This window comes from Nesterenkonia rhizosphaerae (genome assembly GCF_039544555.1).
Taxonomy (GTDB): Bacteria; Actinomycetota; Actinomycetes; order Actinomycetales; family Micrococcaceae; genus Nesterenkonia; species Nesterenkonia rhizosphaerae.
Map to the genome: position 1 here is coordinate 1,204,919 of NZ_BAABLW010000007.1, position 23,898 is coordinate 1,228,816.

General features: G+C 60.8%; 26 protein-coding genes and 3 tRNA genes. 25 read left to right on the forward strand and 4 right to left on the reverse strand.

Annotated elements, in window-relative coordinates:
- The first annotated feature begins 128 nt into the window (after nt 1-128).
- The 18 genes from ABEA23_RS11370 (at nt 129) to ABEA23_RS11455 (ending at nt 13,598) form a co-directional block, all read left to right on the forward strand.
- Nucleotides 129-1,847, forward strand: coding sequence for a P-loop NTPase family protein (locus ABEA23_RS11370; RefSeq protein WP_345478129.1), 1,719 nt, complete (start codon nt 129-131; stop codon nt 1,845-1,847).
- A 23-nt stretch (nt 1,848-1,870) separates the two neighbouring features.
- Complete coding sequence (locus ABEA23_RS11375; protein ID WP_345478131.1) at nt 1,871-2,668, forward strand: DOMON domain-containing protein; 798 nt, start codon at nt 1,871-1,873, stop codon at nt 2,666-2,668.
- Between the two features lie 42 nt (nt 2,669-2,710).
- On the forward strand, nt 2,711-2,950 hold the full coding sequence (locus ABEA23_RS11380; protein ID WP_345478132.1) for a hypothetical protein: 240 nt from the start codon (nt 2,711-2,713) through the stop codon (nt 2,948-2,950).
- Nucleotides 2,950-3,135 (forward strand): hypothetical protein, encoded by a 186-nt coding sequence (locus ABEA23_RS11385; protein WP_345478133.1) that lies wholly within the window; start codon nt 2,950-2,952, stop codon nt 3,133-3,135. Before ABEA23_RS11380 ends, ABEA23_RS11385 begins: the two co-directional genes overlap by 1 nt.
- Nucleotides 3,132-5,213, forward strand: coding sequence for a DEAD/DEAH box helicase (locus tag ABEA23_RS11390; protein ID WP_345478134.1), 2,082 nt, complete (start codon nt 3,132-3,134; stop codon nt 5,211-5,213). Before ABEA23_RS11385 ends, ABEA23_RS11390 begins: the two co-directional genes overlap by 4 nt.
- Nucleotides 5,214-5,310: 97 nt before the next feature.
- Nucleotides 5,311-5,469, forward strand: coding sequence for a hypothetical protein (locus tag ABEA23_RS11395; protein WP_345478135.1), 159 nt, complete (start codon nt 5,311-5,313; stop codon nt 5,467-5,469).
- A 914-nt stretch (nt 5,470-6,383) separates the two neighbouring features.
- On the forward strand, nt 6,384-7,100 hold the full coding sequence (locus ABEA23_RS11400; protein ID WP_345478136.1) for a hypothetical protein: 717 nt from the start codon (nt 6,384-6,386) through the stop codon (nt 7,098-7,100).
- A 316-nt stretch (nt 7,101-7,416) separates the two neighbouring features.
- A complete protein-coding gene (locus ABEA23_RS11405; protein ID WP_345478137.1) occupies nt 7,417-7,563 on the forward strand; it encodes a hypothetical protein in 147 nt (48 codons plus the stop codon).
- A gap of 98 nt (nt 7,564-7,661) precedes the next feature.
- Nucleotides 7,662-8,585, forward strand: a complete 924-nt coding sequence (locus ABEA23_RS11410) for a hypothetical protein (RefSeq protein WP_345478138.1) — start codon at nt 7,662-7,664, stop codon at nt 8,583-8,585.
- A gap of 111 nt (nt 8,586-8,696) precedes the next feature.
- Nucleotides 8,697-8,770, forward strand: a tRNA-Arg gene (locus ABEA23_RS11415).
- 202 nt (nt 8,771-8,972) lie between these two features.
- Nucleotides 8,973-9,046, forward strand: a tRNA-Arg gene (locus tag ABEA23_RS11420).
- A gap of 130 nt (nt 9,047-9,176) precedes the next feature.
- Complete coding sequence (locus tag ABEA23_RS11425; protein ID WP_345478139.1) at nt 9,177-9,848, forward strand: DNA cytosine methyltransferase; 672 nt, start codon at nt 9,177-9,179, stop codon at nt 9,846-9,848.
- A gap of 56 nt (nt 9,849-9,904) precedes the next feature.
- Nucleotides 9,905-11,113, forward strand: a complete 1,209-nt coding sequence (locus ABEA23_RS11430; protein ID WP_345478140.1) for a DNA cytosine methyltransferase — start codon at nt 9,905-9,907, stop codon at nt 11,111-11,113.
- Nucleotides 11,110-11,430, forward strand: coding sequence for a hypothetical protein (locus tag ABEA23_RS11435; RefSeq protein WP_345478141.1), 321 nt, complete (start codon nt 11,110-11,112; stop codon nt 11,428-11,430). Before ABEA23_RS11430 ends, ABEA23_RS11435 begins: the two co-directional genes overlap by 4 nt.
- 93 nt (nt 11,431-11,523) lie before the next feature.
- The gene (nrdH, locus tag ABEA23_RS11440; protein ID WP_345478143.1) at nt 11,524-11,793 is read left to right on the forward strand and encodes a glutaredoxin-like protein NrdH; all 270 of its coding nucleotides are present in this window, start codon (nt 11,524-11,526) and stop codon (nt 11,791-11,793) included.
- A 74-nt stretch (nt 11,794-11,867) separates the two neighbouring features.
- The gene (locus tag ABEA23_RS11445) at nt 11,868-12,407 is read left to right on the forward strand and encodes a nuclease-related domain-containing protein (RefSeq protein ID WP_345478144.1); all 540 of its coding nucleotides are present in this window, start codon (nt 11,868-11,870) and stop codon (nt 12,405-12,407) included.
- Nucleotides 12,407-13,015, forward strand: coding sequence for a hypothetical protein (locus ABEA23_RS11450; protein WP_345478145.1), 609 nt, complete (start codon nt 12,407-12,409; stop codon nt 13,013-13,015). The genes ABEA23_RS11445 and ABEA23_RS11450 overlap by 1 nt, the downstream gene beginning before the upstream one ends.
- On the forward strand, nt 13,008-13,598 hold the full coding sequence (locus ABEA23_RS11455; RefSeq protein WP_345478146.1) for a hypothetical protein: 591 nt from the start codon (nt 13,008-13,010) through the stop codon (nt 13,596-13,598). Before ABEA23_RS11450 ends, ABEA23_RS11455 begins: the two co-directional genes overlap by 8 nt.
- A gap of 76 nt (nt 13,599-13,674) precedes the next feature.
- On the opposite strand, the gene ABEA23_RS11460 is transcribed toward ABEA23_RS11455, so the two are convergent.
- The 3 genes from ABEA23_RS11460 to ABEA23_RS11470 are packed head-to-tail and all read right to left on the reverse strand — an operon-like array spanning nt 13,675 to nt 16,177.
- Complete coding sequence (locus tag ABEA23_RS11460; protein WP_345478147.1) at nt 13,675-14,208, reverse strand: DNA N-6-adenine-methyltransferase; 534 nt, start codon at nt 14,206-14,208, stop codon at nt 13,675-13,677.
- Nucleotides 14,205-15,098 (reverse strand): hypothetical protein, encoded by an 894-nt coding sequence (locus ABEA23_RS11465; protein WP_345478148.1) that lies wholly within the window; start codon nt 15,096-15,098, stop codon nt 14,205-14,207. The genes ABEA23_RS11460 and ABEA23_RS11465 overlap by 4 nt, the downstream gene beginning before the upstream one ends.
- On the reverse strand, nt 15,095-16,177 hold the full coding sequence (locus tag ABEA23_RS11470; protein WP_345478149.1) for a DNA cytosine methyltransferase: 1,083 nt from the start codon (nt 16,175-16,177) through the stop codon (nt 15,095-15,097). Before ABEA23_RS11470 ends, ABEA23_RS11465 begins: the two co-directional genes overlap by 4 nt.
- A 29-nt stretch (nt 16,178-16,206) precedes the next feature.
- Between ABEA23_RS11470 and ABEA23_RS11475 the strand changes: the two genes are divergently transcribed.
- The 3 genes from ABEA23_RS11475 (at nt 16,207) to ABEA23_RS11485 (ending at nt 20,057) form a co-directional block, all read left to right on the forward strand.
- A complete protein-coding gene (locus tag ABEA23_RS11475) occupies nt 16,207-16,980 on the forward strand; it encodes a F0F1 ATP synthase subunit B family protein (protein ID WP_345478150.1) in 774 nt (257 codons plus the stop codon).
- 2 nt (nt 16,981-16,982) lie between these two features.
- Nucleotides 16,983-19,280, forward strand: a complete 2,298-nt coding sequence (locus tag ABEA23_RS11480) for a YqaJ viral recombinase family protein (protein WP_345478151.1) — start codon at nt 16,983-16,985, stop codon at nt 19,278-19,280.
- Nucleotides 19,281-19,454: 174 nt separating this feature from the next.
- Nucleotides 19,455-20,057: a hypothetical protein gene (locus ABEA23_RS11485; RefSeq protein WP_345478152.1), complete on the forward strand. Its 603-nt coding sequence runs from the start codon at nt 19,455-19,457 to the stop codon at nt 20,055-20,057.
- A gap of 92 nt (nt 20,058-20,149) precedes the next feature.
- Here ABEA23_RS11485 and ABEA23_RS11490 read toward each other — a convergent pair whose 3' ends face one another.
- Nucleotides 20,150-20,410, reverse strand: a complete 261-nt coding sequence (locus ABEA23_RS11490) for a helix-turn-helix transcriptional regulator (RefSeq protein ID WP_345478153.1) — start codon at nt 20,408-20,410, stop codon at nt 20,150-20,152.
- A 254-nt stretch (nt 20,411-20,664) separates the two neighbouring features.
- On the opposite strand from ABEA23_RS11490, the gene ABEA23_RS11495 reads away from it, so the two are divergent.
- From ABEA23_RS11495 to ABEA23_RS11510, 4 genes are all read left to right on the forward strand, one after another.
- A tRNA-Pro gene (locus tag ABEA23_RS11495) sits at nt 20,665-20,738 on the forward strand.
- A gap of 80 nt (nt 20,739-20,818) precedes the next feature.
- Nucleotides 20,819-22,156 (forward strand): trigger factor, encoded by a 1,338-nt coding sequence (gene tig, locus ABEA23_RS11500; RefSeq protein WP_345478154.1) that lies wholly within the window; start codon nt 20,819-20,821, stop codon nt 22,154-22,156.
- 329 nt (nt 22,157-22,485) lie between these two features.
- Nucleotides 22,486-23,094: an ATP-dependent Clp protease proteolytic subunit gene (locus ABEA23_RS11505; protein ID WP_044492855.1), complete on the forward strand. Its 609-nt coding sequence runs from the start codon at nt 22,486-22,488 to the stop codon at nt 23,092-23,094.
- A 38-nt stretch (nt 23,095-23,132) separates the two neighbouring features.
- Nucleotides 23,133-23,789: an ATP-dependent Clp protease proteolytic subunit gene (locus ABEA23_RS11510; protein WP_345478155.1), complete on the forward strand. Its 657-nt coding sequence runs from the start codon at nt 23,133-23,135 to the stop codon at nt 23,787-23,789.
- The last annotated feature ends 109 nt before the right edge of the window (nt 23,790-23,898 follow it).

The following is a 23,898-nucleotide window of genomic DNA, read 5'->3' on the forward strand; positions in this document are numbered from 1 at the left end:
TCCCTGTTGTCGGTGTTGACATCAGGGACTGCGGCCGCACCCCGACCGGAGCAGGGGATACCAATCGGTGAGCTTCGAACTGACTGCACATGGGAGGAGGCAATGACAAGACAGAAGAAAGGTCCCAGGTGTCAGGTATCGAGCGCGCCACAGTGAAAGTCCCGGAGAGCTTCGACCCGGAGAACGACAAGCATCGGCAGAAGGTCCTGCAGAAAGTCGCGGCCAGCTATGGGGAAGGCTTCTCCATCGAGGCGTTCAACGCCGATGACCGCGAGGTGATCCTCACTCGCAAGACCACCACGAGCGTTATCGCCTCACATGCCGGCCAGAAGGCCAAGTCCATCAAGCTGCTTTCCGACGTTCGGCCCACCGAAGCTAAGAAGTACGCGGCCAAATACGCCGACACTTACCCAGGATTCGTGCTCACCAGCTTCGAACCCTGGCGAGGCCGAGCCATCATCTCCAAGCTCGATGCAGACGTCGTCAAGGCCCGCGATGCGCTAGCGAACGCTCTACGCTGCGAACCCTGGGATCTCCAAGTCGCCAAGCGAGCCGACGGCGGCTACGACTTCACCCTGCCGACCAGCTATGTGCCCTCTAAGCACGACGACGGTCTGGACGAGGTGGCCTCGTTTGTTGTCGGTGAACCGGGCTGGTACAAGGACGTGGATGTGAAGGCTCGCCGCGGTGCCATCATTCCTGCTGAGCTGAAATCCTTCGACGCGTCCTACCCCACACCAATCGACTACGACATCGATCCCTTCGACCACACCAATCCTGAGCACTTCAAAGTGCCGCTGGGGATGACACTGCCGGATCCAGGGGACGACCACCAGCAACTCTATTTGGACCTTGGCGCAGCACCGCACACCCAAATCGGCGGTATCTCGATGTCGGGTAAAAGCGTCACCATCAACGCCTACCTCTCCTATCTGCTGGCACGAGGGTGGGACGTGGCCATCATCGACACCCCGGCCAAGAGTGTGGACTTCATGTGGTGCAAGCCCTGGGTGATGGAGCACGGCTGGGGATGTACCTCTGTGGAGCATGCCGCCACAGTCGCTGAGTACATCCGCAAGATCGGCAATGAGCGAGGCGAATACCTGCGTGCTCGTGGCGTCCAGTCGTGGCGCGACCTGCCGGCAGGCCAGGGACTGACCCCTATCGTTGTTGTGGTCGACGAGGTCACAGCGCTGTTCAGCCTGAGGAAAGTGCCCAAGACCACCAAAGACTCCCCGCAGAAGCTTCTGGACCTCAAAGACGAAGCCGAGCAGGAGAACTTCTCTAAAGAGCTGCTGATTGCCGCGATCACCAAGATCGCCGCCGAGCTCCGGTTCGTGGGAATCCATCTGCTGATCTCGACCCAGATCGCCACCCAGGCCACCGGCATCGGTACCGATCTTCGCACCAACCTGGGCCACAAGATCCTCATGGGTGCCAAGCCCACCAGGCGCAACCGCGAGAACATCTTCTCCAACGCCGACGGCGTACCTGAGGTCCCGCAGCATGTGCGTGAAGACGCTAAGGCCTCTCGTGGCGTGGGAGCTGCGGAGCTGGAGGCCACCCCGCCCACAGTCTTCAAGTCGTTCTTCGCTACCACCGAGACCTACCGAGCCTGGCTGGAGCACCTGCAGATTCCTACTCGCAGTGAGACCGCGGTGCTGCCCACCGCGAAGATGCTCTACGACACCATCGGCGATGACGGCATGGACACCCGGGACCCCAACCCTGGCGGCACAGACTGGACCAAGAGCGAGGAGATCGCAGGAAAGCCAGCCGCTGAGCCCGTCTTCTCCGGACCCGCTGGCCACCTGGCCAAGGCTCAAGCCGAGGCCCTGGAGCTGTGAGGAACGCGGCCGCAGTGAGGGCCATGTCTAACCACCTGCTTGCTGAGAACCCCCTACTTTCCACCGCCATCCCCACCCCTGATGGATGGACAACACTGGGGGAGGTGGAGGTGGGAACCACGCTCTTTGGCAGGCAAGGTGCCGCCACGACCGTCATCGAGGTAGAACCCGAGCGCGACGCTGAGGTCTACGAGATGGAGCTGGCAGATGCTCAGCGACTAATGGTCTCAGGCACCAGTCGCTGGACCGTTTACGACCTGGTGGAAATGCGTGAGCGCACCCTGAGCATCCACGATCTAGCAGAGGCCATGCTCACCCGTGGTGGTGACGAGGAGAGGAAGCTGCCTCGTTACTCGATAGGCCTCACCCGGGCAGTTCCGGGGCGCAAGCTTCAAGGGGTCACGCTGGGGGAGATCACTGAAGCCGGGCGGATGCTCATCATAGACGAGCGCCCCAGCATCCCAGAGGAGTATCTGAGAGCTACCGTCAAACAGCGCGATGCCCTGCTGCGCGGAATCCTCACGCAGGCCCCTCGCGTTTCCCCGCTCAAAGGCTGGGCCTTCTCTTCAGACCTGGTGTGGGACGTCGCCGAGCTGGCGCGCTCACTGGGCCTGTTCGCCCAGGTACACGATCGCCCACAGGCAGGATTCCGGCTCCGCTTCCGGTTCGCCAATGGGAAGCCCGACCCAATTAACGGACGGATTGAGATTGTGCGACTAGCCCACTTGGGCGCAGCTGAAGGTCGATATCTCAGCACTGCTGCCCCGGAGGACGGCTATCTAATCGGCGGATTCATCCCAATGTACGCGCGGCCGCAATGAGCCTTAGGCAATCACGAACCGCGAACGAGAAGGGACCTCGACATGGCGACCATCGCAACCTGCGACCTCTGCGGAGAACCAGCACAGCAGACAAGTGTCTTCGATGAAGGTGACGCACTGTGTGAGCGAGACCTTCTCGTCATGGAATGGAGCATTTTTCACAGCCCTGATCAGTGCGAGGAAGCACCTGAGTCCGCTGTGACGGTCGAATGCACCCGAGACCACCAGGCAGAAGGCGAGCACGACCGTGCTGAGACTGTGCGAGAGCTGGTGATGATCTAATGCGCGCCCTCGACCTTTTTGTCGCCGTCCTGCTTCTGGTCTTTGCAGCAGGTCTGTTCATACTTATCGGTTGGGAGGACCTGAGAACACTGGCCTTCGCTCTGATGTTCTCTGCTGCAGCTGGCTCATCCCTGATCGTGCTGCACCCCCAGTACAGGAGCGCAGGTCGAAGGACGACCGATTGAAAGCATCGTTCCTGCCGGATGAGCGGGTGCCAGCGGTAGAGCTTTCCTTCAACCTGGGAGAGAAGACACTGCGGGGCACCAAGCTCCTGGATGCGGTGAAGAAGCTCCCCGGCAGGCAGTGGGAGCCGAAGACGAAGACCTGGCTAATCACAGGCACAGGTATCGCAAAGCACCCCAATGATGTGCTCGATGAGCTGGGTATCCAGCTGCCGGGCGAGCCTGACCTCTCCGACCTGTTCTTTCCCGTCATCGAAGCCGACGGTCCTGGGCAGTGGGCCGTTTACCCTCGGTTCGCCGGCACTGAGGAGGTCGAGAAGATCATCGGCTACGGCGCGATCTGGGATAAGACGCGCCGCTGCTTCATCGTCGACACTGCCGACCTGTGTGAAGCCGACGATGATGATCTGATTATCGCCCCAGAGGAAGCCTGGGATCACTATGAGAACCCCGGACTCTTCGAAGTGCAGGATGAGGACCTTGTCGCCGACCTGGCCGACTCACTCGGCGAAGACGACCTGCTGGCCGAGGCAGCAGAAGTCTACGGGGAGATTCCTGAATCCTTTGGGGTTGAAGGTTTCCAGCTGCGCGCCTTCCAGAAGACTTCTGCCTACGCGGTGGCTGCGGGTCGTTTCTGCATCTGCCACGACATGGGTGCTGGCAAATCAACGCTTTCGCTCGCTGCCGCCGCTGTGGCCGGTGCCAGCAGGATTCTGCTGGTAGTGCCGCCGCTGGTGACCACCAACTGGGTGAAAGAGACGGCGAAGTCGATCGAACCCTATCTGCGCCACGTGGCACCCGGACAGACCACCCCACGGTCGCAATCCAAGGCGTTCGAGCACGGCCCTTATATCCGTCGCATTCAGGCCGGTCGCAAGATACCGGAGAACTATTTGGAAGGATTGGAGGCCGGTGCGCTCATCGTCCCGGACTCGTTGCTGGGCACAGAGGCCGTGGAGTCTGTCATCGCAGACTTTGAGCCGGACTGCCTGATCGTCGATGAGGCCCACCGCTTCCGGACCTGGGACTCTCAACGGTCCCAGGCGGTGCGTCGTCTGGCGCGCAGCCTGCCTATGGGCCGCCGTTTCGCCGTCACCGGCACCCCCATGCTCGCCCACCCGGGGGAGATGGCAAACCTGCTGGCGATCACAGGTCAGCTGGAGACCCATTTCGGCTCCTACGGTCAGTTCCTGGACCGCTACACCAAGAGGAACAAGTTCGGCCAGTTCAAGCCCAATAAGAAGCGCCTGGAGGAGCTGGGCGAGATCATGAGCGAACTGTGGGTACGGAAATCCAAGGCCGAGCTTCTTCCGCACCTGAAGGGGAAGATCCACGATTGGCGCTGGGTCGATGTGGACCTGAAATCCTACAGAGTCTCACATGGTGAGATCATTGACAACGTTATCGAGAAGTGGGGCGGCTCGTCGGAGCTTGCCTCCGCCCCTGACGAGGACCTTGTCTCATATGCTGAACAATCGGGTGTGGGTCTGCTCTCGCCCATGCGTCGCGCGGCAGGCCTGGCGAAGGTCGAGGCTGCTGTGGATCTGATCGCCCAAATGATGACTCAGGACCCAGACTCGCCGCTGATCGTCTTCGCCCACCACACCGAGGTGGTCGATGCCCTGGCCGATGCCATTGAGGATGAGGGGCTCATCGTTGATGTCATCGACGGCAGCGTGCCAGCCTCCAAACGTGGAGCGATCGTGGATGACTTCCAGGACGGACAGATCGATGTCCTGGTCGCCTCCATCGTCGCCGCAGGCGTGGGCATCACCCTCACCCGCTCGCACCGGGTGGTCTTCGTCGAACAGGACTGGACACCAGCGCTCATGAGCCAGGCAATGGACAGGGCGGATAGGCAGGGCCAGACCGAGCTTGTCGAGGTCACCTACCTGGTTGCCACAGGAACCCTCGATGACCAGATACAGAATGTGCTGGCGCGCAAGATTGATACCTTGGAGCAACTGGACAGCAGCACCGAGGCCGGCCAGGCCATGGAAACCGAGGTCACCGCCGAAGAACTCGTGCTGGATCTGCTTTTCGAAGCCCGCAACGTCGCAAAGAAGCAGCTCAAAGACTGAACCCGGCAGTGCTGCGTCCGCAGTGAAGTGAAGCGCAGCTCCTTTCGGTCCGCCTGAACCACCTCGTATCGCGAGTTCCCCGACCACAGCCACCACCATGAGCAAAACAGGTGGTGGCATCGGCACCAACCAGCACAAGATCGAAGGCACCTCCAGGGCACGGCAGTCCGCCGGCATCAGCGGGGAATCCTCCATCACTCTGGGCGAGACCCTCACAGCGGGGGACCAGAGGGGGAACTCGCTAAGAGCTGACTAAGCAGGTGTCCAGGCCTACGCGCAGCGCTCCCCAACAGTGCCGTTGTTCATGACCGCCTGGATCACGACAGATTCGCGCCGAGATAGCCGGGATTATGAACCGCCAGGGCAAGATAATCGGCTGCGACAGTGAGGTTCCGGGAACTCCAACGCGCGATTCTAAAACGATCCGGCAGACGGGACAAGTATTGTTATCAGGATGTTACGGTTTATAAATTGACTGTATTCCTTGACTCGCTAGATATCTAGATATAGATTAGCGTTCATGCCGCACTTGAGACTCAAGTCACATACAGTTTCGATAGGCGCGTTATTAGGGGTCTGTTTACTGTCGACGGGCTGTTCCGGCATGAGCCCCTATGAAGTCTACTTTTCGTCCGAACAGGGCCCTGATGACTCAATCCCTAGTGACATAGCCCAACAGCTAAACATCGATCCCTCTTCGACGCGACACATTGAAACTGAGTTTTCGAGCGCGCTCTATATAGCCAGAGGTGCAGACTCTAGGGAGGTCTGCCTGGCTGAGAATAGCGCCGAGGACAGTGCGTCATGGTTCAGTTTCTGTACCTTCGAGAACTCTCCTGCATGGGGTGGGGTTGGCGACATAACCTACCAACTCAATCCCGGAGATCCTGCTGACAGCGATTTCATAGAAATAAGCAAAAATATATATGCTAAACAAGGATAGGATAGCTGATCACGATGTCTATTGGAACCAATTTTCTGACTCTCGCTAGCGTAGGCGCTCTATCTCTAGCCGGTCCTCTGGCAACTAATCCTGACCAGAACGACGATCAAAGCAGCCAAGCGGCATCTAGTATCACTAACGTCCGATATCACTTAGCAGGCCCTGTAGCGCCTCGTGCAGTGTCTAACAGCAGGATCTATAATCTCACTTATGGTGGGTACGGGGCTATGAGTTTAGACACCCATGGTATGGGTTTCTATACGTTCCACATCGTAAGCCTTGACCGCAACAACAACGGGATAGGTCACGCTTCAAGTCCGACTGGACAACAGGTGCAATATAGCACCGTTCCCGCACAAGCAGGACGAGGAGGTTGTTACTGGGTAAACAACACTGCTCGCAATGATCTTGTCAGCGATATGGACTGCATCATCCGGGTCGCTTCCAGCGCCCTTGCATCCGATATAGACGATACCGTCTCGGCGGAAACTGCTGCTGAGCACGATGAACTGCTACTCGATCCCAGTACTTTCGATGCGGTGAGCACTGCGCGTGGCAATGATGACCACTATTCCTGGTCAACGTTTGAGTCGAGCTCAGGGGAAGTTTGCCTGAACGGTACCTCCAAGATCGAGCCCGGCTATGCAGTCACCACCTGCGCTTCTCCCGATACTGTCAAAGAGCGTGGATTGTCAGTTCGCTTTCAATCAGCTGATGGCGGTGATGAGAGGGCATATTTCATGCCATCATCCGAGAGCGCTGAATCTCGTGCATCGTCTTCTAGTCTCGCCACTGGTGAGATCATCGTTGCAGACGACCGACCCTCTTCCACCATGGCGCGTAACGGAGACCCTTCTCTCTTCGAGATGACTTCGAGTGATGGGCGTGAGTTCACGTTCCCTTACTTCGACCTGGACCAATACCCAGATGTCATTGGTGACTAAGCGTCGGGGCTTCTAGCATACGGAGGGGTGCTCACCAGCTTGGCGGTGAGCACCCCTCCGTATGTTTAATCTGCTCCAAACGGCAGATAATCTTGGCTGCTGGCTGTGCGGGACATGCCTGTGGTGATCGCTATTCTCGACGGCGAAATGACCACGAAGCGATCGCGGATCACCAGTAGGGGGTAGGTGGGTAGATCACCGTCTGGATTGAGGTTGAGGGTCCCAATGGCGAGCGTCTCCAGGGCGAAGTGAAGCGCAGATCTTTTCGGCCCGAATAAGCCCTCGCATCGCCGGTGCCCCGGCCACAGTCACCACCATGAGCAAAACAGGCGGTGGCATCGGCACCAACCAGCACAAGATCAAAGGCACCTCCAGGGCACGGCAGTCCACCGGCACCAGGGGGAATCCTCCATCACTCTGGGCGAGACACCTCACAGCGGGGGACCAGAGGGGGATTCTCTAAACGCTGAGCAGCGGCGCAAAGAGAGCGAGACGAAGACCGCACAGCTTGCGACCTCCGCAACCCAGGACTACGAGCGCGCAGGAGAGAAGCAACAGCTCGTGACAACACTGGCAGCCCACAATCTGCTGGAAGACATGCGAGACGCCGACGTGGCATCGCTGCGAGTGGTCGAAGGCGACACCGGAGCGTCCTTCTACGTTAGTCACACCAATGACATCGACGGGGACGTTGTGGAAGAAGAACCCGATGAGTGGGAGGACCGACTCCGCGACGTCACCATGGACTTCTCCGAGATGGACCGGCTCTTCGAAAGGGATGACGTCAACGATCAGGTCAAAGGGTGGCGTATCGATGCCGTGGCGTACAACTCCGGGGAACCCATCGACAGGATCGACGGCATGACCCGCCAAGAGGCCGAGGCCCGACGCGACCAGCTGCTGGATGCGGCCCAACCCAAGGGGCCGCGCGAGACCTTGGCGGAGGCCTGGCGCGCTCAGGGCAAGAGCGAAGAAGCCATCGCTGAGGCGCGATCGGTCCTTGACGACCTCGACGGACTGGATAGCTATCCCAACTCCTGGACTGACACCATCGATGATGAGTTCCCAGACGACATTGACCGCCGCCGGGCGATGAGGGACATCACAGCCTCCCTGGAGGATGATCATGACCTCGACCCTGACAGCCTGGAGGACAGCGCGGCCTTCGAGCATGCACTGGACCTAGTGCGCCGCGGGAACACCGACGCAGCCTCCATCGCTGATCGCGCAGTCGCCTACGCCAAGGGCGTGAGTGAACTGGAGTACGAAGGTGCCCCTGACCGCTCACGAGAGAAGCAAGCGCTGAATTACTACTATGACCAGATCGACGAGGAGTTCCCTGGTCCTGAGAATGCTGAACTGCGCCGTCAGGGCTATGAGCTGGGCATCAACTACGCCACCGAGAACGCCGGACGTGGTGACGGTTCCATGTTCAACTCCGCGTCCCGCTCATTGATCAACGAGCTGCGCGCGAGCAGGGGTTAGGCCCCTCAGGCGATCGTGCGGCCGCAGTAGGAGATGTCACAGGGGTACATCACCACAGTTGCACGGCGGCATAAGGTCTGCCCACGCGGGGACAAACTGACCGCCACCCCTCCGCCAGTAGCTCAGCTGGATAGAGCTGCCGATTTCTACTCGGCAGGCCGCGGGTTCGAATCCTGCCTGGCGGACGAGGTGTCAGGACCCTGCACTGCGTATTACCGCATTGAGGTCCCCAATCTCACTCCAGCCTGGATGGCAGTCCGGGGGACGAGGTTATTGGGATCGCTGAGAATGCGGATGGGCCTCCAGCACGAGCCGAGGGTTGAGCCTCGGTGGCCTCCGGGCCGGCAACGTGAGGACTGCCATCTGATCCGAGCCTGTGCTGGGTAATCGCCAGTAGCTCAGCTGGACAGAGCTTCCGACTCCTACTCGGAGGGTCGCAGGTTCGAATCCTGCCTGGCGAACGAGCCCCGCCCGGGGCGCATGGGAAAGATCGGGCAGAGCCCGGCGGGTCCTGGGGAAGATGCGCACACCGGGCGGGGTCTCAACGCGTCTCTCGTCTCTACCGGAGCTGATGCGGCCGCAGTAGACGGCATGACTTTGGCTTCCATAGAAACTGAATATCCCCCGCCCGCGCCTAGGCAGATCACCGCCGCAGACGGGTTTGCAGGACCAGGCGGTTGGTCGCTGGCATTACAGCTCCTCGGCGTCCAGGAGAAGGGCATTGAGTACGACGACGCAGCCAACGCCACGCGCCGCACCTGCGGATACGCGACCATCGAGGACGACATCCTCAACGTCACACCCTTCTCAGCAGAACTGCTGATCATGAGTCCCTCCTGTCAGTCATTCTCTACTGCGGGCAAGGGAGCAGGACGAAAGGCCCTCGATCAAGTACTGGCAGACGTTCAGGCCATCGCCGAGGGTGCGGACTTCAAGCCCGATAGCTACGACGACGTCCGTACCGCCCTGGTTCTCATCCCGTTGGTCTGGGTGCTTCGGATGCATCAGGCAGGGACACCCTACCGGCACCTGGCCTTCGAACAGGTACCCCCGGTCAAGCCGGTCTGGGAAGCCATGCTGGCGGTCTTTGAGAAGCTCGGATATCGCGGCGAAGTAGGGCTCCTGCAGGCTGAGGCCTATGGTGTGCCGCAGACCCGCAAGCGAGCCATCCTGGTTGCCAGCCTGGACAAGCGGGCCACACTGCCAGCCCCACGCACTCCAAGTACTACTCCCGCAGCCCGGAGAAGCTGGATGAGGGCGTAAAGAAATGGGTGTCCATGGCAGAGGCCCTCGGATGGGGCATGACAGACCGCCCAACCATGACCGTGACTGGAGGTGGAGGCTCCAACGGAGGCAGTGAGCCTTTCGGAAACGGCGCCAGGAAGTCCATCAAACGCGAGCGTGACGCTGGGCGGTGGGTGGATGGGCTGGTACACGACACCAACAACACCACCCGGTGGGGGAAACCGGATGAGTCCCGATATCAGCGGCCTGTGACCCACCCGGCAGCGACGATGACCTCCACCTCATCCCAGGACACCATCGGCCCGGCAGGGTTCAGTACAGAAGAACGCCGCAATGCCCTAAAGATGCAGACCAACGCCGCGACGGCCAAAGACTCCGAACAAGGAGAGTCCTATCTCCAGGGCAATCAGAAGCCCACCGGAGAGAACTACCAGCGTCGTGAAGGACACCAGCCAGCGATGGCCGTCACTGGCAAAGCAAACCTCTACAAGGTCGGCGGTGAAGCAGCGAAAGATACTCCCAAGCGGGCCTTGCGCGTCGGGTCGCGTGCCAACTCCACCAGGCGCGAAGAGGACCATCCGGCTCCAACAATATTCTGCTCGCGGTCAGGAAATCTCCAAGTCGAGGACCCCTACGCTGACGGTGCTGAGGGGTACTCGCACATCGAAGCTGTTGGCATGCGGGGCAAAGGGATGATTGAGCGTCACGGGGATCGCCCCGGGCGACCGGCCAGTGCCCCAGCGCCCACTGTGCGCGCCAACGGAGGTTCCAACGCCAGTCCTGGCTTCCAGTGGAAGGACACCGACTTCGACCCTGGCGCAAAGATCACCCCAGCGAAGAACCCGGTCCTGCGTCCATCCCCGTACGCCGGCATGCTTTTCAACGGCGCTGGAAGACCCACTGATCCCAGCAAGCTAGCACCAGTGATGACTGCTAGTGCTGGGGGCAACCGCAGTCACATTGTGGATGAGAGCGGTGGGGAGTTCATCAAGGAATACCACCGGGCGCTCTCCGCGGGATTAACCCCGCCGCCCCTAGAGGATGCACCACTGCGACGCCTGACGATCGAGGAGGCCGCAGTGCTGCAGAGCTTCCCGGTGGACTATCCCTTCACTGGAACCAAGACCAAACGCTTCGAGCAGTGCGGCAACGCAGTGCCACCGCGTCTTGCCGTCCATATTCTGGGCCATCTCTTGGGGATCGAGCGATATCAGGAGATCGCAGAGATCCTCGACGGTCGGCCCCTCTACACTGCTCCCGCCATCTCCGAGAAAGCAGCATGATGACACTCAACGCCCGCATCCTGACCATCGCCGCTGAGGTTCTCAGTCGCCTCACCGAAGAGGAAGCATCCCAGACCAAAGTGTCCCTGGAGACCGGATTCCCGCACCGCCTGAAGCTCATCCGCCCCGATGGGGAGCAGCTCACCATGAGCTTCGCAGCAGGGGAGGAGGGCTCACACATGCTTGAAGTGGCGCGCCAGTTTGATGAAGGAAACTCCTCAGTGGAGCACTTCAAGTGGGCAGAAGGTGAGGACGAACCCGAAGCTGTCTACGCCGCTCTGGGCGACTTCGCCGGACCGCTGGCCATCGAGAAGTAGCCCTACATCCCTCACAGGCCTCCCGGCCACAGTGAGTACTACCCGCACCAGCGGGACCAGCAACCGTCACACCACATGAAGAAAGGCATATCTGTGAGCTCACTTGTCCCTAGCATCACCGTTTACACCAAGCCCGCATGCGTCCAGTGCAACGCCACCTATCGGAAACTGGAGAAAGAGGGCGCTCAGTACACCGTCGTCGATGTGACCGAGGACGCTGAGGCACTGGAGTACATCCGGTCATTGGGTTACTTACAGGCTCCGGTCGTGGTCACCGAGAACGACCACTGGTCCGGCTTTGACCCGGACAAGATCATTGCTGCCGCAGCTGCTCAGCGCGAGAACATGCTCGCCGCAGCCTGATCACTGCTCCACCCTCAGAACGCCCCGCCATGGCAATGAGCCGACGGGGCGTTCTCGCGGCCGCAATAGAGCTTATGAGCACTGGAGTCTATGGAAGGCCCGGCGGATCGCTGGGCACCAAATATGGAAGCACCGGGGAACACGGCGCCGGGGGAGAGCGACGAACCGCCGCTGTCTTGGCCAAGTACTCACACGATGCCGCGATCATTCACGACATCATCGTCCCGGGACTCTCCGCAAACCTCGACCACCTCATTGTCGCCGGCGACTCCATCCTCGTGCTCGACTCAAAAGTCTGGCGGGACGGCTTCTATCACTGCCTGCTGGGAAGCACACTGCGCCGAGGTCTAACACCGGTGGACCATGACCGCCGAGAGGGTCTGGGCCGCATGTGCCGGATGCTCGCCGAGCACGTGGACGCACCCGTCACGCCGAAGCTGGTGGTCTGGCCCTCCTCAGCCAAGCAGCAGGTCATGATTCACCCCTCACTTGGTCGCCAAACAATTCCCATCTTCGGCGCACGCCACATACCGGAGCTGGTGGAAGACCATATCCGTCGGCACGACACCCCCAACCCCCGGCTCGTATCCGAATTGAAAGACCTGATGTACTGATGATCACTGCCCTGATCCCGCCCATCTGCCTGATGGCACTCATCCTGGTGAAGCTGCGATTCAAAGACCAACACACCGCGTTTCTGATCCTGACCGCACTCGGCGCAGGCGCAGCACTCGGGACACTTAGTCGGCTGGGGATCCCGGATTACGGAGACGGGTGGGAGGCGGCTCCACGGATAGTGCTCAACATCATCATGATCGCCTCCGCCGTCGCAATCGGATCCTGCTGGAGAGCAGTGAACCCCATCGCGGGGCCAACGACCGGCACTGGCGCCACAGGTCGCGCCTATCGATATACGGCAGACGACCACCAGGCGCTGCGCCTGGCTGGCCTTCTGCTCAAGGAGCAAAACCTCCTGGTGCAGGCAATCGGCTTCACGGCCATTGCAATGTGCACCTTGGCTGTAGCGCTAGGGCTACTGGCAGGCGATGACGGAACAGTCTTCGCCCTCAGCCTGCCGTGGGGAAGCCCTCCGATAAGCGTGACGCTGAGCCTGGAGGACCCGAATAGCTTCATCTACCTACCCGTACTGGTTCTCGGCGCCACCCACCTGAGCGCGCTCATTGCCACACTCATCTCCCAGTTCAGGACCAGCCGTGGCTGAGCCGCAACAGGATGCCTCAAAGCACCGCAGCGTCAGTCTGCCGTGGTTCGTAGTAGTCACCGTGGTCGCCCTCACAGTGGGCGGCTTTCTAGGCGCGCTAGGTCACCACCACCTGGGTGAGGAGCAGCCAGAGGCCGGCCCAGTACCCTCGGCCGATCAGGAGCACGCACTACAGGTTCTGGAGCGTGCCTCGGAACTTCAGGAACAGCTCGACGCAGTGGAGGCCGAGGCCGAAAAGAACGAGACGGAGTTCCAGCGACTAGCCGCACTCAGCGATCGGCTCGCTGAGCGTGAGGCACGCGCTGGTGAACGAGAACAAGAGCTGGAAGACCACATTCATCAGTGGGAAGAACACGGCGAAGAGCTCCAACGCCGGCAGCAGCACCTTGAGGAGACCGAAGCCGAATGGGCACAAGCTCTAGAGGAGCTCCAGCAGCGCGAAGCCGATGTCACCGCCCGTGAACAGCGCGTCGCAGACCTCGCCGAAACCCTCGCCGCAGACTCCCAGAACAAGTCAACGGCAGAATACGACACACTCATTGCTGAACTCAGGCAAGCACTCCAGGGCAACCAGGAGGACTAAGGTCGGCGCCCGCCACCGCAGTTCATTACCAGTGAGCCCGAGTTAGAGAAGCGCGTGCACACACTCATCGTGAGCGTCACGCAGCTGCCCTGCGCCACCTTGTGACCAGGGAGCCAGCACGCTCATATCGGCTGAGCCGGCGGACCGCCTCCGCTCCGTAGGCGACAAGGCAGGACGGGGCACCGCAGTTGGCCGAGGCCCGTGTGCCATCGACGTGATGGAAGAACAGCCGCTGATCGAAGAAGAAGATCGCATCAGCCTTATCCCAGACCTCAGCGCAGAAGCCGCTGGTCTCCGTTCGTGCAAAGATCAGGGCGATGCCGCCAGCAGGATGATCAGCCAGCTTCGCCAGCCACTTCCAGGTCTCCCGACCATAGGGCGGGTTACACCAGACGAACTCCCACGGCAGCCACTGGCTGGCAAGCCCGTCATCTTCAATCGTCAGGTGCCTCTGCGCAGTTGCCCAGGGCCGATTGATGGGGGAGCAAGGGTCCAGGTCAAACGGCCCCAGTGCCTGGGTGATCTCCGGGGGAGTCAGCCATTCATCCTTCTGCGCCCGAGCACTGTGATGACCGCCCATGCCGGTGACGCGGGACTGTGCGGCGCTCATCCGTGCACCGGGCAGTTCGACGAATTGCGGCACGGTGCGCCAGACCGAGTTCGCTTCCCGCAGAAGCCAGTGGACTTCACCGCGGGACGAGCCTTCACCCGGGAGGAGCGAGAGGACTCAGCGCTCTTCTTGGACTTCTTGTGCTGCTTCTGGCGCTTCCTGGCCGAGGCCTCAGAAGCGGTGATCAGCTCACGAATCTCCTCCTCAGCCCGGCGCTGGCGACCCATGCGCTCACCCACAGAGCGTGAGAATCCGAATCTGCGGTTGTGCTGAGCTTGCTTTACTCGATCAAGCTCAGCGCTCTCCACCAGCTTCAACAGTCGCTGACGATGGGCCGCGTCCTCAGCCTCATATGCGTCCCGGTCAGCATCGGTAGCCTGAGGCAACATCTTCTCGATCCGCGCATCAAGTGCCGTCCGAGTATCAATGTTGTGAAGGTTCTGGATATATCCCCGAACATGGTCAGATGCCCACGCTTCGACCGCAGCATCACGCTCACGTTTCACTGACTTCAGCGTTCGGGACTTCGGTGGCCCCTGATAGCCGACAGTTCGACCACCCAGATAGATGGTGCCGTCTGGCTTGCGCCCCTTCTCTGCTTCACACTTCTTTGCGGTGAGGTCCTCAAGCCGCTCAATCTCATCGGCCTTCGCATCGCAGTAGGGGACTTCCCAGCTACTTCCGGGGTTGGACCCCTTCCAGGAGCGCCGTGCCGCTTCCGATGTGGGGTGTCCCGTGGAGACAAACTGGAACGCATTGTGGTCGAAGTCGTCGTCCCACTCGGCGTCGTAGTCCGGGTCCGTAGTGTTGCCCGGGATGCGTTCGTAGAAGCCTAGATTCCAGGTCATGTCCGGCGACTGCCAGATGACGTTCTCGTGGTGAAAGCTCATGCCGCCACCGCCTTGAGCGCGGTGGGGGAGACCCGAGGCATGTTCGACTCCACCCAGGCGTACTCTTCGCCGGTGAAGGACTTCAGTATTGCCTCAAAGATCACCGCAGCTCCACGCGGCGGCACAGCCATGCCGATCTGCTTGCGCACCGACTCCTTACCGCCGACAAAGACGAAGTCATCGGGGAAAGACTGCAGGCGTGCCCGTTCTCGGCTGGTCAAGGGGCGAGGCTCGTCCCAGTGATAGATGTGATAGCCCCCGCCACCGCCGCCAGTGACCGTATAGCTGGGCTTCTCCGGGTCCAGGCGGCGATACATCGAGGGGATCTTGGTGTTGGTGTTGATCCGAAGGTGCTCAGGCAGCTCAGCCGTCCAGGCGTTCTGGCCCGGATTGATGCATCGCAATCGCGCCACCGTCGTGGGACTGGTGCGGGTGGGCTCATGGTTGCCGGCGTCTGCCGGGATCCCGCAGAGCGCGGTCCGCACCGAGATATCAGCCTCCACAGGTGCGGGGACCTTGAACTCAACGTCGAGGTCATTGCGGATGCCCACGACAATGACGCGCCTGCGCTTCTGCGGGACACCATAAAGGGAGAAATCGTAATAGTGCGGATAGAGACGATAACCAGCGGCCTCAAAATCGGCGCAGATGCGTTCGAAGTTTCCTCCACGAATACCGCCGACGTTCTCGAAGAGAAACCACCGGGGCTTGTGAGACTTCAGAACTTGAACGCCATATGAATAGAGCGGCCCGAAGTCGCCTTGGAACCCTTTCTTCTCACCAATCTGGCTGAAATCGTTGCATGGAGCGCCGAAAGCCAATGCATCGATGGGCGGCAGAGAGGAGATGTCGTACTCGCGGATATCCGCATGGATGACACTCGGGGGTAGGAAGGACCACTCGGTTCCCTCACCGCCGATGACGTTGCGCGAGTAGGTCTGACAAGTGTCCAGGTCGTAGTCACTGGCCCAGGCGTGCTCAATTGCTGCGCCTTCCACCCTCGCGCTGGCCCATGAGGCACCGAGTCCAAGGCCGCCGGGTCCGGAGAACAGTTCGCCGAGTCTATAGAGGTAATCCACCCCCAGCTATTGCGGCCGCAATAGAGACCATGGACAGCTCAACCCCGGCCACAGACAGCAGTATGGAAACACCTGCTGGAACACCCAGCACCCCGTTGGCCGTGGCCACGACAGGGAATCCGCTGTACCCAGACAGCGAAGCGACCCTGCTCGCCTATGCAGTGGCACGTGCAGACCTTCGAGATGCGGTGGAGCGCGCGGAGTATCTGCCTGATGACCAGCGGCTCAGTGATGCCCGCGATAAGGCCGAGCAGATTTACCTACAGGCCATGAAGCGTGCTGCTGCGACTGCTGAGGGGCGCAACCACTTGAACCGCGAGCTTCGTGCTGCCCAGCAGGAGCTGGAGCAAAGCGTCGCCCCGGGAATTGACCTCGCCCAGCTGAAGCAAAGACAGAACCTTCGGCTGGCCAGTGGTATCGCCTCTTCGCACCCAAAAGCGATCAGTTGGGGTGAGAGCTACCAGAGAATCTCGGAGGCTCTTGCTTCGCAGGGCTACGGCGCGGGCTCGACAGTGGTGCCCGGTAGCGAGGCGCTACAGGAGATCGCCAACTGGGGAGAGCACGACGTCCGCTTCCTCATCGGACCCTCCCGCGAACCCATCACGCGCACTCTCATCAATGTCAGCGAGGACAGCCTGGCGTTCCACGTCAGAGCACAAGGATCGCTGCGATCCCACACGGCGTACATACGCATCCAGCCAGGGCAGGTGATGTACCGCGATGCACGTGGGAACTACCTCACCGCACAAGCCCACACCCAGGGCGGTCTGCCCTACGCGATCTACAGCCCGAAGGAGTCCTGACCATGTCCAAGACCGGCGGCGGCATCGGCACCAATCAGTACAAGATCAAGGGCACCTCGCAGGCGAAAGGCCGGACCGGTGCGCAAGGAGAATCCGCCGTGACCCTCATGGATGGCACTGACGATATTTGGGGCCTGGACGTTGAGGTCACCACACCGGACTATTACGCCCACCCCGACGCGGAGAAGGTGCTGACAGTTGACGCTGATCAGCAGAATGTCGAAGACGTGGCACGCACCGGCGTTCTCTCCTCTGAACTTGCCCAGCTACTGGGGATGACCTCTTATGGAGGCCCCGGAGCAGTTCTGGGGCGAAAGGGTGATTACTCCCAGGTCCACGGGCATCGAACGTGGATTGATCAGAACGTCTACAAGCCGATGGCCCTGGAGAAGTTCAAAGAACAGCGGGGGCTGGCAACCCGTCGGGCTGGCCTACTGGCCTCCAAAGACCTTCCCGAAATGCTGGCGGATGTGGATGCTTTCACCTCCGACGGGGGAACCGTCACTGTGCGGTGCTACCGCAGTGGCTCCACTGATGCGCACACCTGGCGCACCGGCCAGCTGCCTTCTGAGCAGTACTGGGCGGCTCAGCAGGATATGGCGGTGACGGGCAAGGGCCATGCTTATGCAGTCGGCTACAACGTGGGCACCGGCGAGATGCACACTATCCGCGTCGAGCGTGATGACAACGCCATCGATGGCCTGCGCACCGGCATTGAGCACTACTGGGATCTCTATGACCGTGGGGAGGCCCCTGAGCCAGAGGGCCGGGAGGATATCTGGTTCGACAAGCTTCCTCGCGGTGAAACTCGGCAGCTCTCACCGGATGAATCCGAAGAGACTGCGCAGCTACTGCAGGCACTGGCTTCGACGGAGGCTGAGCTTAAGGATGTCGAGCAGGCACGAGATGCCGCCCAGGCCAGGCTTCTATACGCCCTCCGAGGGGCCGAGCGGCTGGTCAGCGATGATCAGGTGCTCGTGTCCAACACTCATAAGGCCACGAAGAAGGGCCTGGCCTCACCCTCGTTGACCTCCCTGAGGGCATTCGATGAGTCCCTGGTTGAGCACTACATCAGCACAGTCGAAGGCAACTCCACGGTCATCGATGCTGACAAGCTGGTCGAGGATGATCCTGACACTGCGTGGGCGGCGACCCAGCGGACTCTGGATCCCCGAACACCGAGACTGGCTGACCCGATCCCTGGAGTCAAGCGACTGCGCGGTGCCCCCAAGGGAGAGAAGCCAGGTGATGATCTGGGTGACCGGCGGTGCCCCGACGCTCGACTTGTCCTGCCGGCAGATGTCGATCACAACGATCCCCGCTGGCACGCCGAGCGCACCAAGGGCTACGGAGGCTCCGACGCGGCAAAAATCATGGGAGACTCCAGCTACGGGGGAATTGCCACCGTCTACGACGAGAAGACCGATGCCGCACCAGTGAGCTTCACCGGCAACCACTACACCGCCGTCGGACACGCAGTGGAGCCTCTTATCGCTGAGGAGTTCGAAGCCAAGACCGGGATCCGTACGCGTCGTGCTGGCACCATGGCCGCTAAGAGCCGCGACTACTTCCGGGCTAACGTAGACCGGCTCACCGCCGATGGGGGAGTGCTGGAGATCAAGTCCTTCCGCAACCACTCCAAGGTGGCCGAGGACTGGGAGGCAGGGTCCATCCCGAAAACCGCCTGGTGGCAGCTCCAGCAGTGCATGGCCGTCACCGGTCGCCAGCATGGCTACGGCATTGGAATGAACGTGGAATCGGGCAAGAGCTTCATCGTGGAGGTCGCACGCGATGAGGAGGCTATCAGCCGTCTGACGGAGCGTGTGGACTACCTGGAGAACTGCCGGGTTTCCAGCACCCGTCCAGCACCAGACGCAGCTGATCTGGCCCTAGAGACTCGCCACGCTGCTAAAGCACCCACCGGCAGCACCCGCACCATCACTGAGGATGAGGCTGTCGGTGTTCGTGAGGACATTGCCGTCCACCGCAGTGCCACAGAGCGCGTCGAGGAGCTCAGCGCACAACGCGAAGAGACCCGGGAGAGGCTGAAAGCACTGGCAGGCACCGCTGAGAAGGTCGTTGACACCGAGGGCAAGATCCTGGTGAGCAATCGGCCCCAGAAGAAGATCAGCGGCACCATATTGAAGGCCCTGGACAAGGAAACCCCAGAGAAGAACCTCATGAAGACTTATTCCTCCATGAAAAAGGTGGAGCGCCGCACCCTGGATGCTGAGCGGCTCAAAGCTGAACGTCCTGACGTTTACCACGCATCCATCCCGCGGAAATTCCAGACCATCTGAGCACGCGGAAGAACGTCCCTGATCTGTCGCGGCGGAACGTGACCGACACTGACAGGGCCTGCGGTGGATGACCGCCGTCATGCACATAGGGGAGTAAATGTGACCAGCCCGCAGATCCTCCGCCAACGACCAGCCAAGCCTCACCGAGCACCCCGGGTGAGAGCTGTTGCTGCAATGACCGCCTGTCTCACGGTGGTGACCCTGCCCGTGATCACCACCGAAGCTTCATGGAACGCTGAGGCGCAGGCCGGTAGCGTGTTCAAGACATGGAGCATCACCCCGGATAGCTTCCTCACTGATTTCACCTGCGAGGACCCTGATTCGTTCGGGAGTATCTGCCACTGGGTCGATGGAGGCGGCGGGGCAGATCCGGGGGCACGAGGGCAGAGCTTCGACGTTGTGCCGGCAGACACGCCCAGCGGGAAAGCGCTGCATGTGAGAGGTCCGCTGCGTATCGCTCGCCCGTTAGTGCTGAATCCGTCGGAGCTGCAGGCTGGTGATGTCATTGTTGCCACCATGAGGGTTCGAGGAACAGTTGGTGATGGCAACGGCGCAAACTTCAGGCTCGCCGCCGGCAAACTGCACAGCAGCCCTCGCTATGACTATTTAGACATTCTGAGGAGGGAATATTCGGAGTGGACCGATGTAACTCTCCGTTTCAGAGTTCCCAGTGACTTCGGTCGCGAGACCTGGATGCGACTCGCTTTTGGTGAGCCTGCCAACGTTACACATGATCTCTATATTGACAGCATCACCGCCTCGATTATCCGGAGATAAAACCAGCTCCCGCACGGCACAATTCTCCTGGCATTCGTTCCGAAGAGTCCATCCGTTGCGCAGTGCAGAAAGGTGCCCGGATAGTGCTTGGGTCAGCGGCGCACCATCCGACGCGCCTTCTTCATCTCATCCTGCATCCACGCCTGGACATCCTCAGGCAGGAAATGCAGACGGTTGCTCCACGGAACTGCTTTAGGTCCCCGGCCAGCAGCACGCCAGTTATACAGGGTCCCTCGCGAGATACCGAGGGCCTGCGCTGTCTCATCAGCCGTCATCAGCCTGGGGAGGTCATCTTTTGTCAGCTGCTTGCGAGTGCCCTTCGTCGCTGAACCGGCAGTGGTGGTAGATGTCATAGTCCCTATTGCGGCCGCATGCCCCCTTGGCGCAGGTAGCCGCGTCACATCAGCGCAGTGAGATGCAGTGAAGTGGAGTGAAATCGTGACACTTTAATGACACTCGCTCTGGGTGAAATGGGGTGAAATGGCGTGAACGGGCGTGAACCTATAGGCTATTCCGCTGTAGGTACGGCGGTAGCCTTGAAGACCGGAGAGACCCGCGAATATCCGCGAGAATCCAAGGAAATCAGGATCGCTGCTGTGAATGCGATCGGGACATAGCTCAGCTTGGTAGAGCGCCCGCTTTGGGAGCGGGAGGCCGCAGGTTCAAATCCTGTTGTCCCGACGGTGAAGAATCGCATCGGCTGCGAATGTCTCCGGTGCGATGCATCCGAATAACCCCGAACACCTTCCAGGAGCCCCCACGTGGTCAAAAGCACCGTCGAAGAACTGAACCCGACTCGAGTCAAGCTCACGGTCGAGGTCTCGAGCGAGGAGCTCGAGCCCAAGATTAAGGCCGCTTACCAGAGCGTTGCCCAGCAGGTTCAGGTCCCGGGCTTCCGCAAGGGTAAGGTTCCGGCCGCCATCATTGACCAACGGGTCGGTCGCGAATTCGTGATCCAGCAGGCCATCAATGACGGTCTGCAGGAGTTCTACCAGGCCGGTCTTGCTGACGCTGAGCTGATCCCGCTCTCCCGCCCTGAGGTTGAGATGGAAGAGATCCCGGACGTGAAGACCAATGAAGGTGTTCTGAAATTCTCCGGTGAGCTGGACATCCGACCAAAGGTCGAACTTCCTGATTACGCTGGCCTTGAGGTCGAGGTTGAGGCTCGCGAAGCTGACGATGATGCCGTGCAGAAGGAACTGGATGCTCTGCGCAGCCGCTTCGGCACCCTCAAAGAGGTGGAGCGCCCGGCCGCAACTGATGACTTCGTGACCATCGACCTGCTGGCCACCGTCGACGGCGAAGAGGTGGATTCCGCTACCGGGCTGTCCTACCAGGTCGGCGCCGGCACCATGCTCGATGGCATCGACGAGGCCCTGGAAGGTCTCTCCGCTGGCGAGGACGCTACCTTCGAGACCACCCTTAAGGGCGGCGAGCACTCCGGCGCTGAAGCTTCTGTGAAGGTCACCCTGACTGCAGTCAAGGAGCGCGAGCTGCCCGAGGCCGACGACGAGTTCGCTCAGCTGGCCTCTGAGTTCGACACCATTGATGAACTCAAAGAAGACCTGAAGAAGAAGGCAGAAGAGAACCTGATCCAGGAGCAGGGCGTTGAAGCCCGCGACAAGGTCCTGGAGAAGCTGCTCTCTCTGGTGGAGGTTCCGGTTCCGGCATCCGTCGTCGATACCCAGGTGGAGCAGCACTTCAGCTCCCAGGGTCACTCCGAGGGCGACGATCACGACACCGACGAGCACCGCGATGAGATCCGCGAGCAGACCGAAGAGGCCTTCCGCAACGAGGTCATCCTGGACCTGGTCGCTGACAAGGAAGAGATCGGCGTCGACCAGGGCGAAATCATCGAGTACCTGGTTGCCACTGCTCAGCAGTACGGTATGGAGCCCAACCAGTTCGCCCAGATGCTGGATCAGGCCGGCCAGATCCCCATGATCATGGGTGAGGTTCGCCGCCGTAAGGCACTGGCGAAGGTCCTGGAGCTGGCTAAGGTCACCGACACTGAGGGCAACACTGTTGACCTGACCTCCTTCGTGACCCCTGCCGATGAGCAGGACGCCGAGGAAGCTGCGGAGTCCGAGGAGCAGTAATTCCTCGCTAGTCATTGCGCGATGCCCCGGTGCCGTCTGGTGCCGGGGCATCGCTGTATCTGGGCCGCGTCCTGAGCGTGGCGGGCCCCCGTGGGACCAACCTTTAGGTGTGATGGCGAGCGTCGGCTCGCCGAGTGGAGCCGTGACGTCAGGGACCCGTGCCGTCCGCTGCGCGGAGGTGCGGGCCACGTCATGGCCGTGGCGGGTTTCCCCGCCCGCGGAACCAACACTGTGCCGACGGCGAACAGTCCCGCGGCGGGCGTCGTCGTCGTCTCCTTCTCCAGTAATGTTCTGGATACGACATCGACGACTGACAGTGGAGGCAATCCGTGTCTGAGCACCCCACCGCGGCGGCCACAGTGGCTCCGGAATCCCAGGACAACTACATCTACAACCGCCTGCTGAAAGAGCGCATCATCTGGCTCGGCAGCGAGGTTCGCGACGACAACGCCAACGCCATCTGCTCGCAGATGCTGCTGCTTTCGGCCGAGGACCCTGAGGCGGATATCTACCTCTACATCAACTCGCCCGGCGGCTCTGTGACTGCTGGCATGGCCATCTACGACACCATGCAGTTCATCCCCAACGACGTGGTCACCGTCGCTACCGGCCTGGCAGCATCCATGGGGCAGTTCCTGCTCTCATCCGGAACTCCCGGCAAGCGCTTCGCCACTCCGCACGCTCGCATCCTGATGCACCAGCCTTCCGGCGGCATCGGCGGCACCGAGTCGGATGTTCGCATCCAGGCCCAGCTGATCCAGCACATGAAGCAGGTCATGGCTGAGCTGACTGCCGAGCAGACCGGTCAGTCCGTGGACACCATCCTGAAGGACAACGCCCGCGATAAGTGGTTCACCGCAGAAGAAGGCCTGGAGTACGGCTTCTTCGACAAGATTGCCCAGCGCTCCTCGACCGTCTCCGGCGGCGGCGGAGTCTGAGAGATCACCACGGCTTTAGAGACAACAGGAGCACAGCTATGAACTTCGATTTCTCCCAGACCCCCTCTGCTATGCCGCAGCAGGGCCCCGCCGAGGCTCGCTATATCCTTCCGCAGTTTGAAGAGCGGACTCCTTACGGCTTCAAGCGCCAGGATCCCTACGCGAAGCTCTTCGAGGACCGCATCGTTTTCCTGGGCGCCCAGGTGGACGATGCCTCCGCTGATGACGTTATGGCCCAGCTGCTGGTGCTGGAGTCCATGGACTCCGAACGCGATATCACGCTCTACATCAACTCTCCCGGTGGTTCCTTCACCGCGATGACCGCTATCTACGACACCATGCAGTTCATTCGCCCCCATGTGCAGACAGTGTGCCTGGGTCAGGCCGCTTCGGCAGCTGCTGTCCTGCTGGCAGCTGGTACTCCGGGTAAGCGCCTGGCGCTACCGAATGCTCGCGTGCTGATCCACCAGCCGGCCATGGGTGGCGCCCGCGGTACGGCCACCGACCTGGCCATCCAGGCTGATGAGGTTCGCCGCATTCGCACCTGGATGGAGAACGTGCTGGCGCAGCACACCAATAAGACTCCTGATGAGATCAGCGAGGATATTGATCGCGATAAGTTCCTCTCCGCTGAGGGGGCGAAGGAGTACGGCCTGGTGGATGAGGTTCTCTCGTCCCGCAAGCTGCCGGTCTGATTCGCCCACTGCGTGGGCGGCAGGCCGCGCTGATACTCACGGTGACCGCCAGTCAGCTTCATGCTGGGTGGCGGTCACCGCGTATGTCAGGGCAGTACCGTAGGCTTAT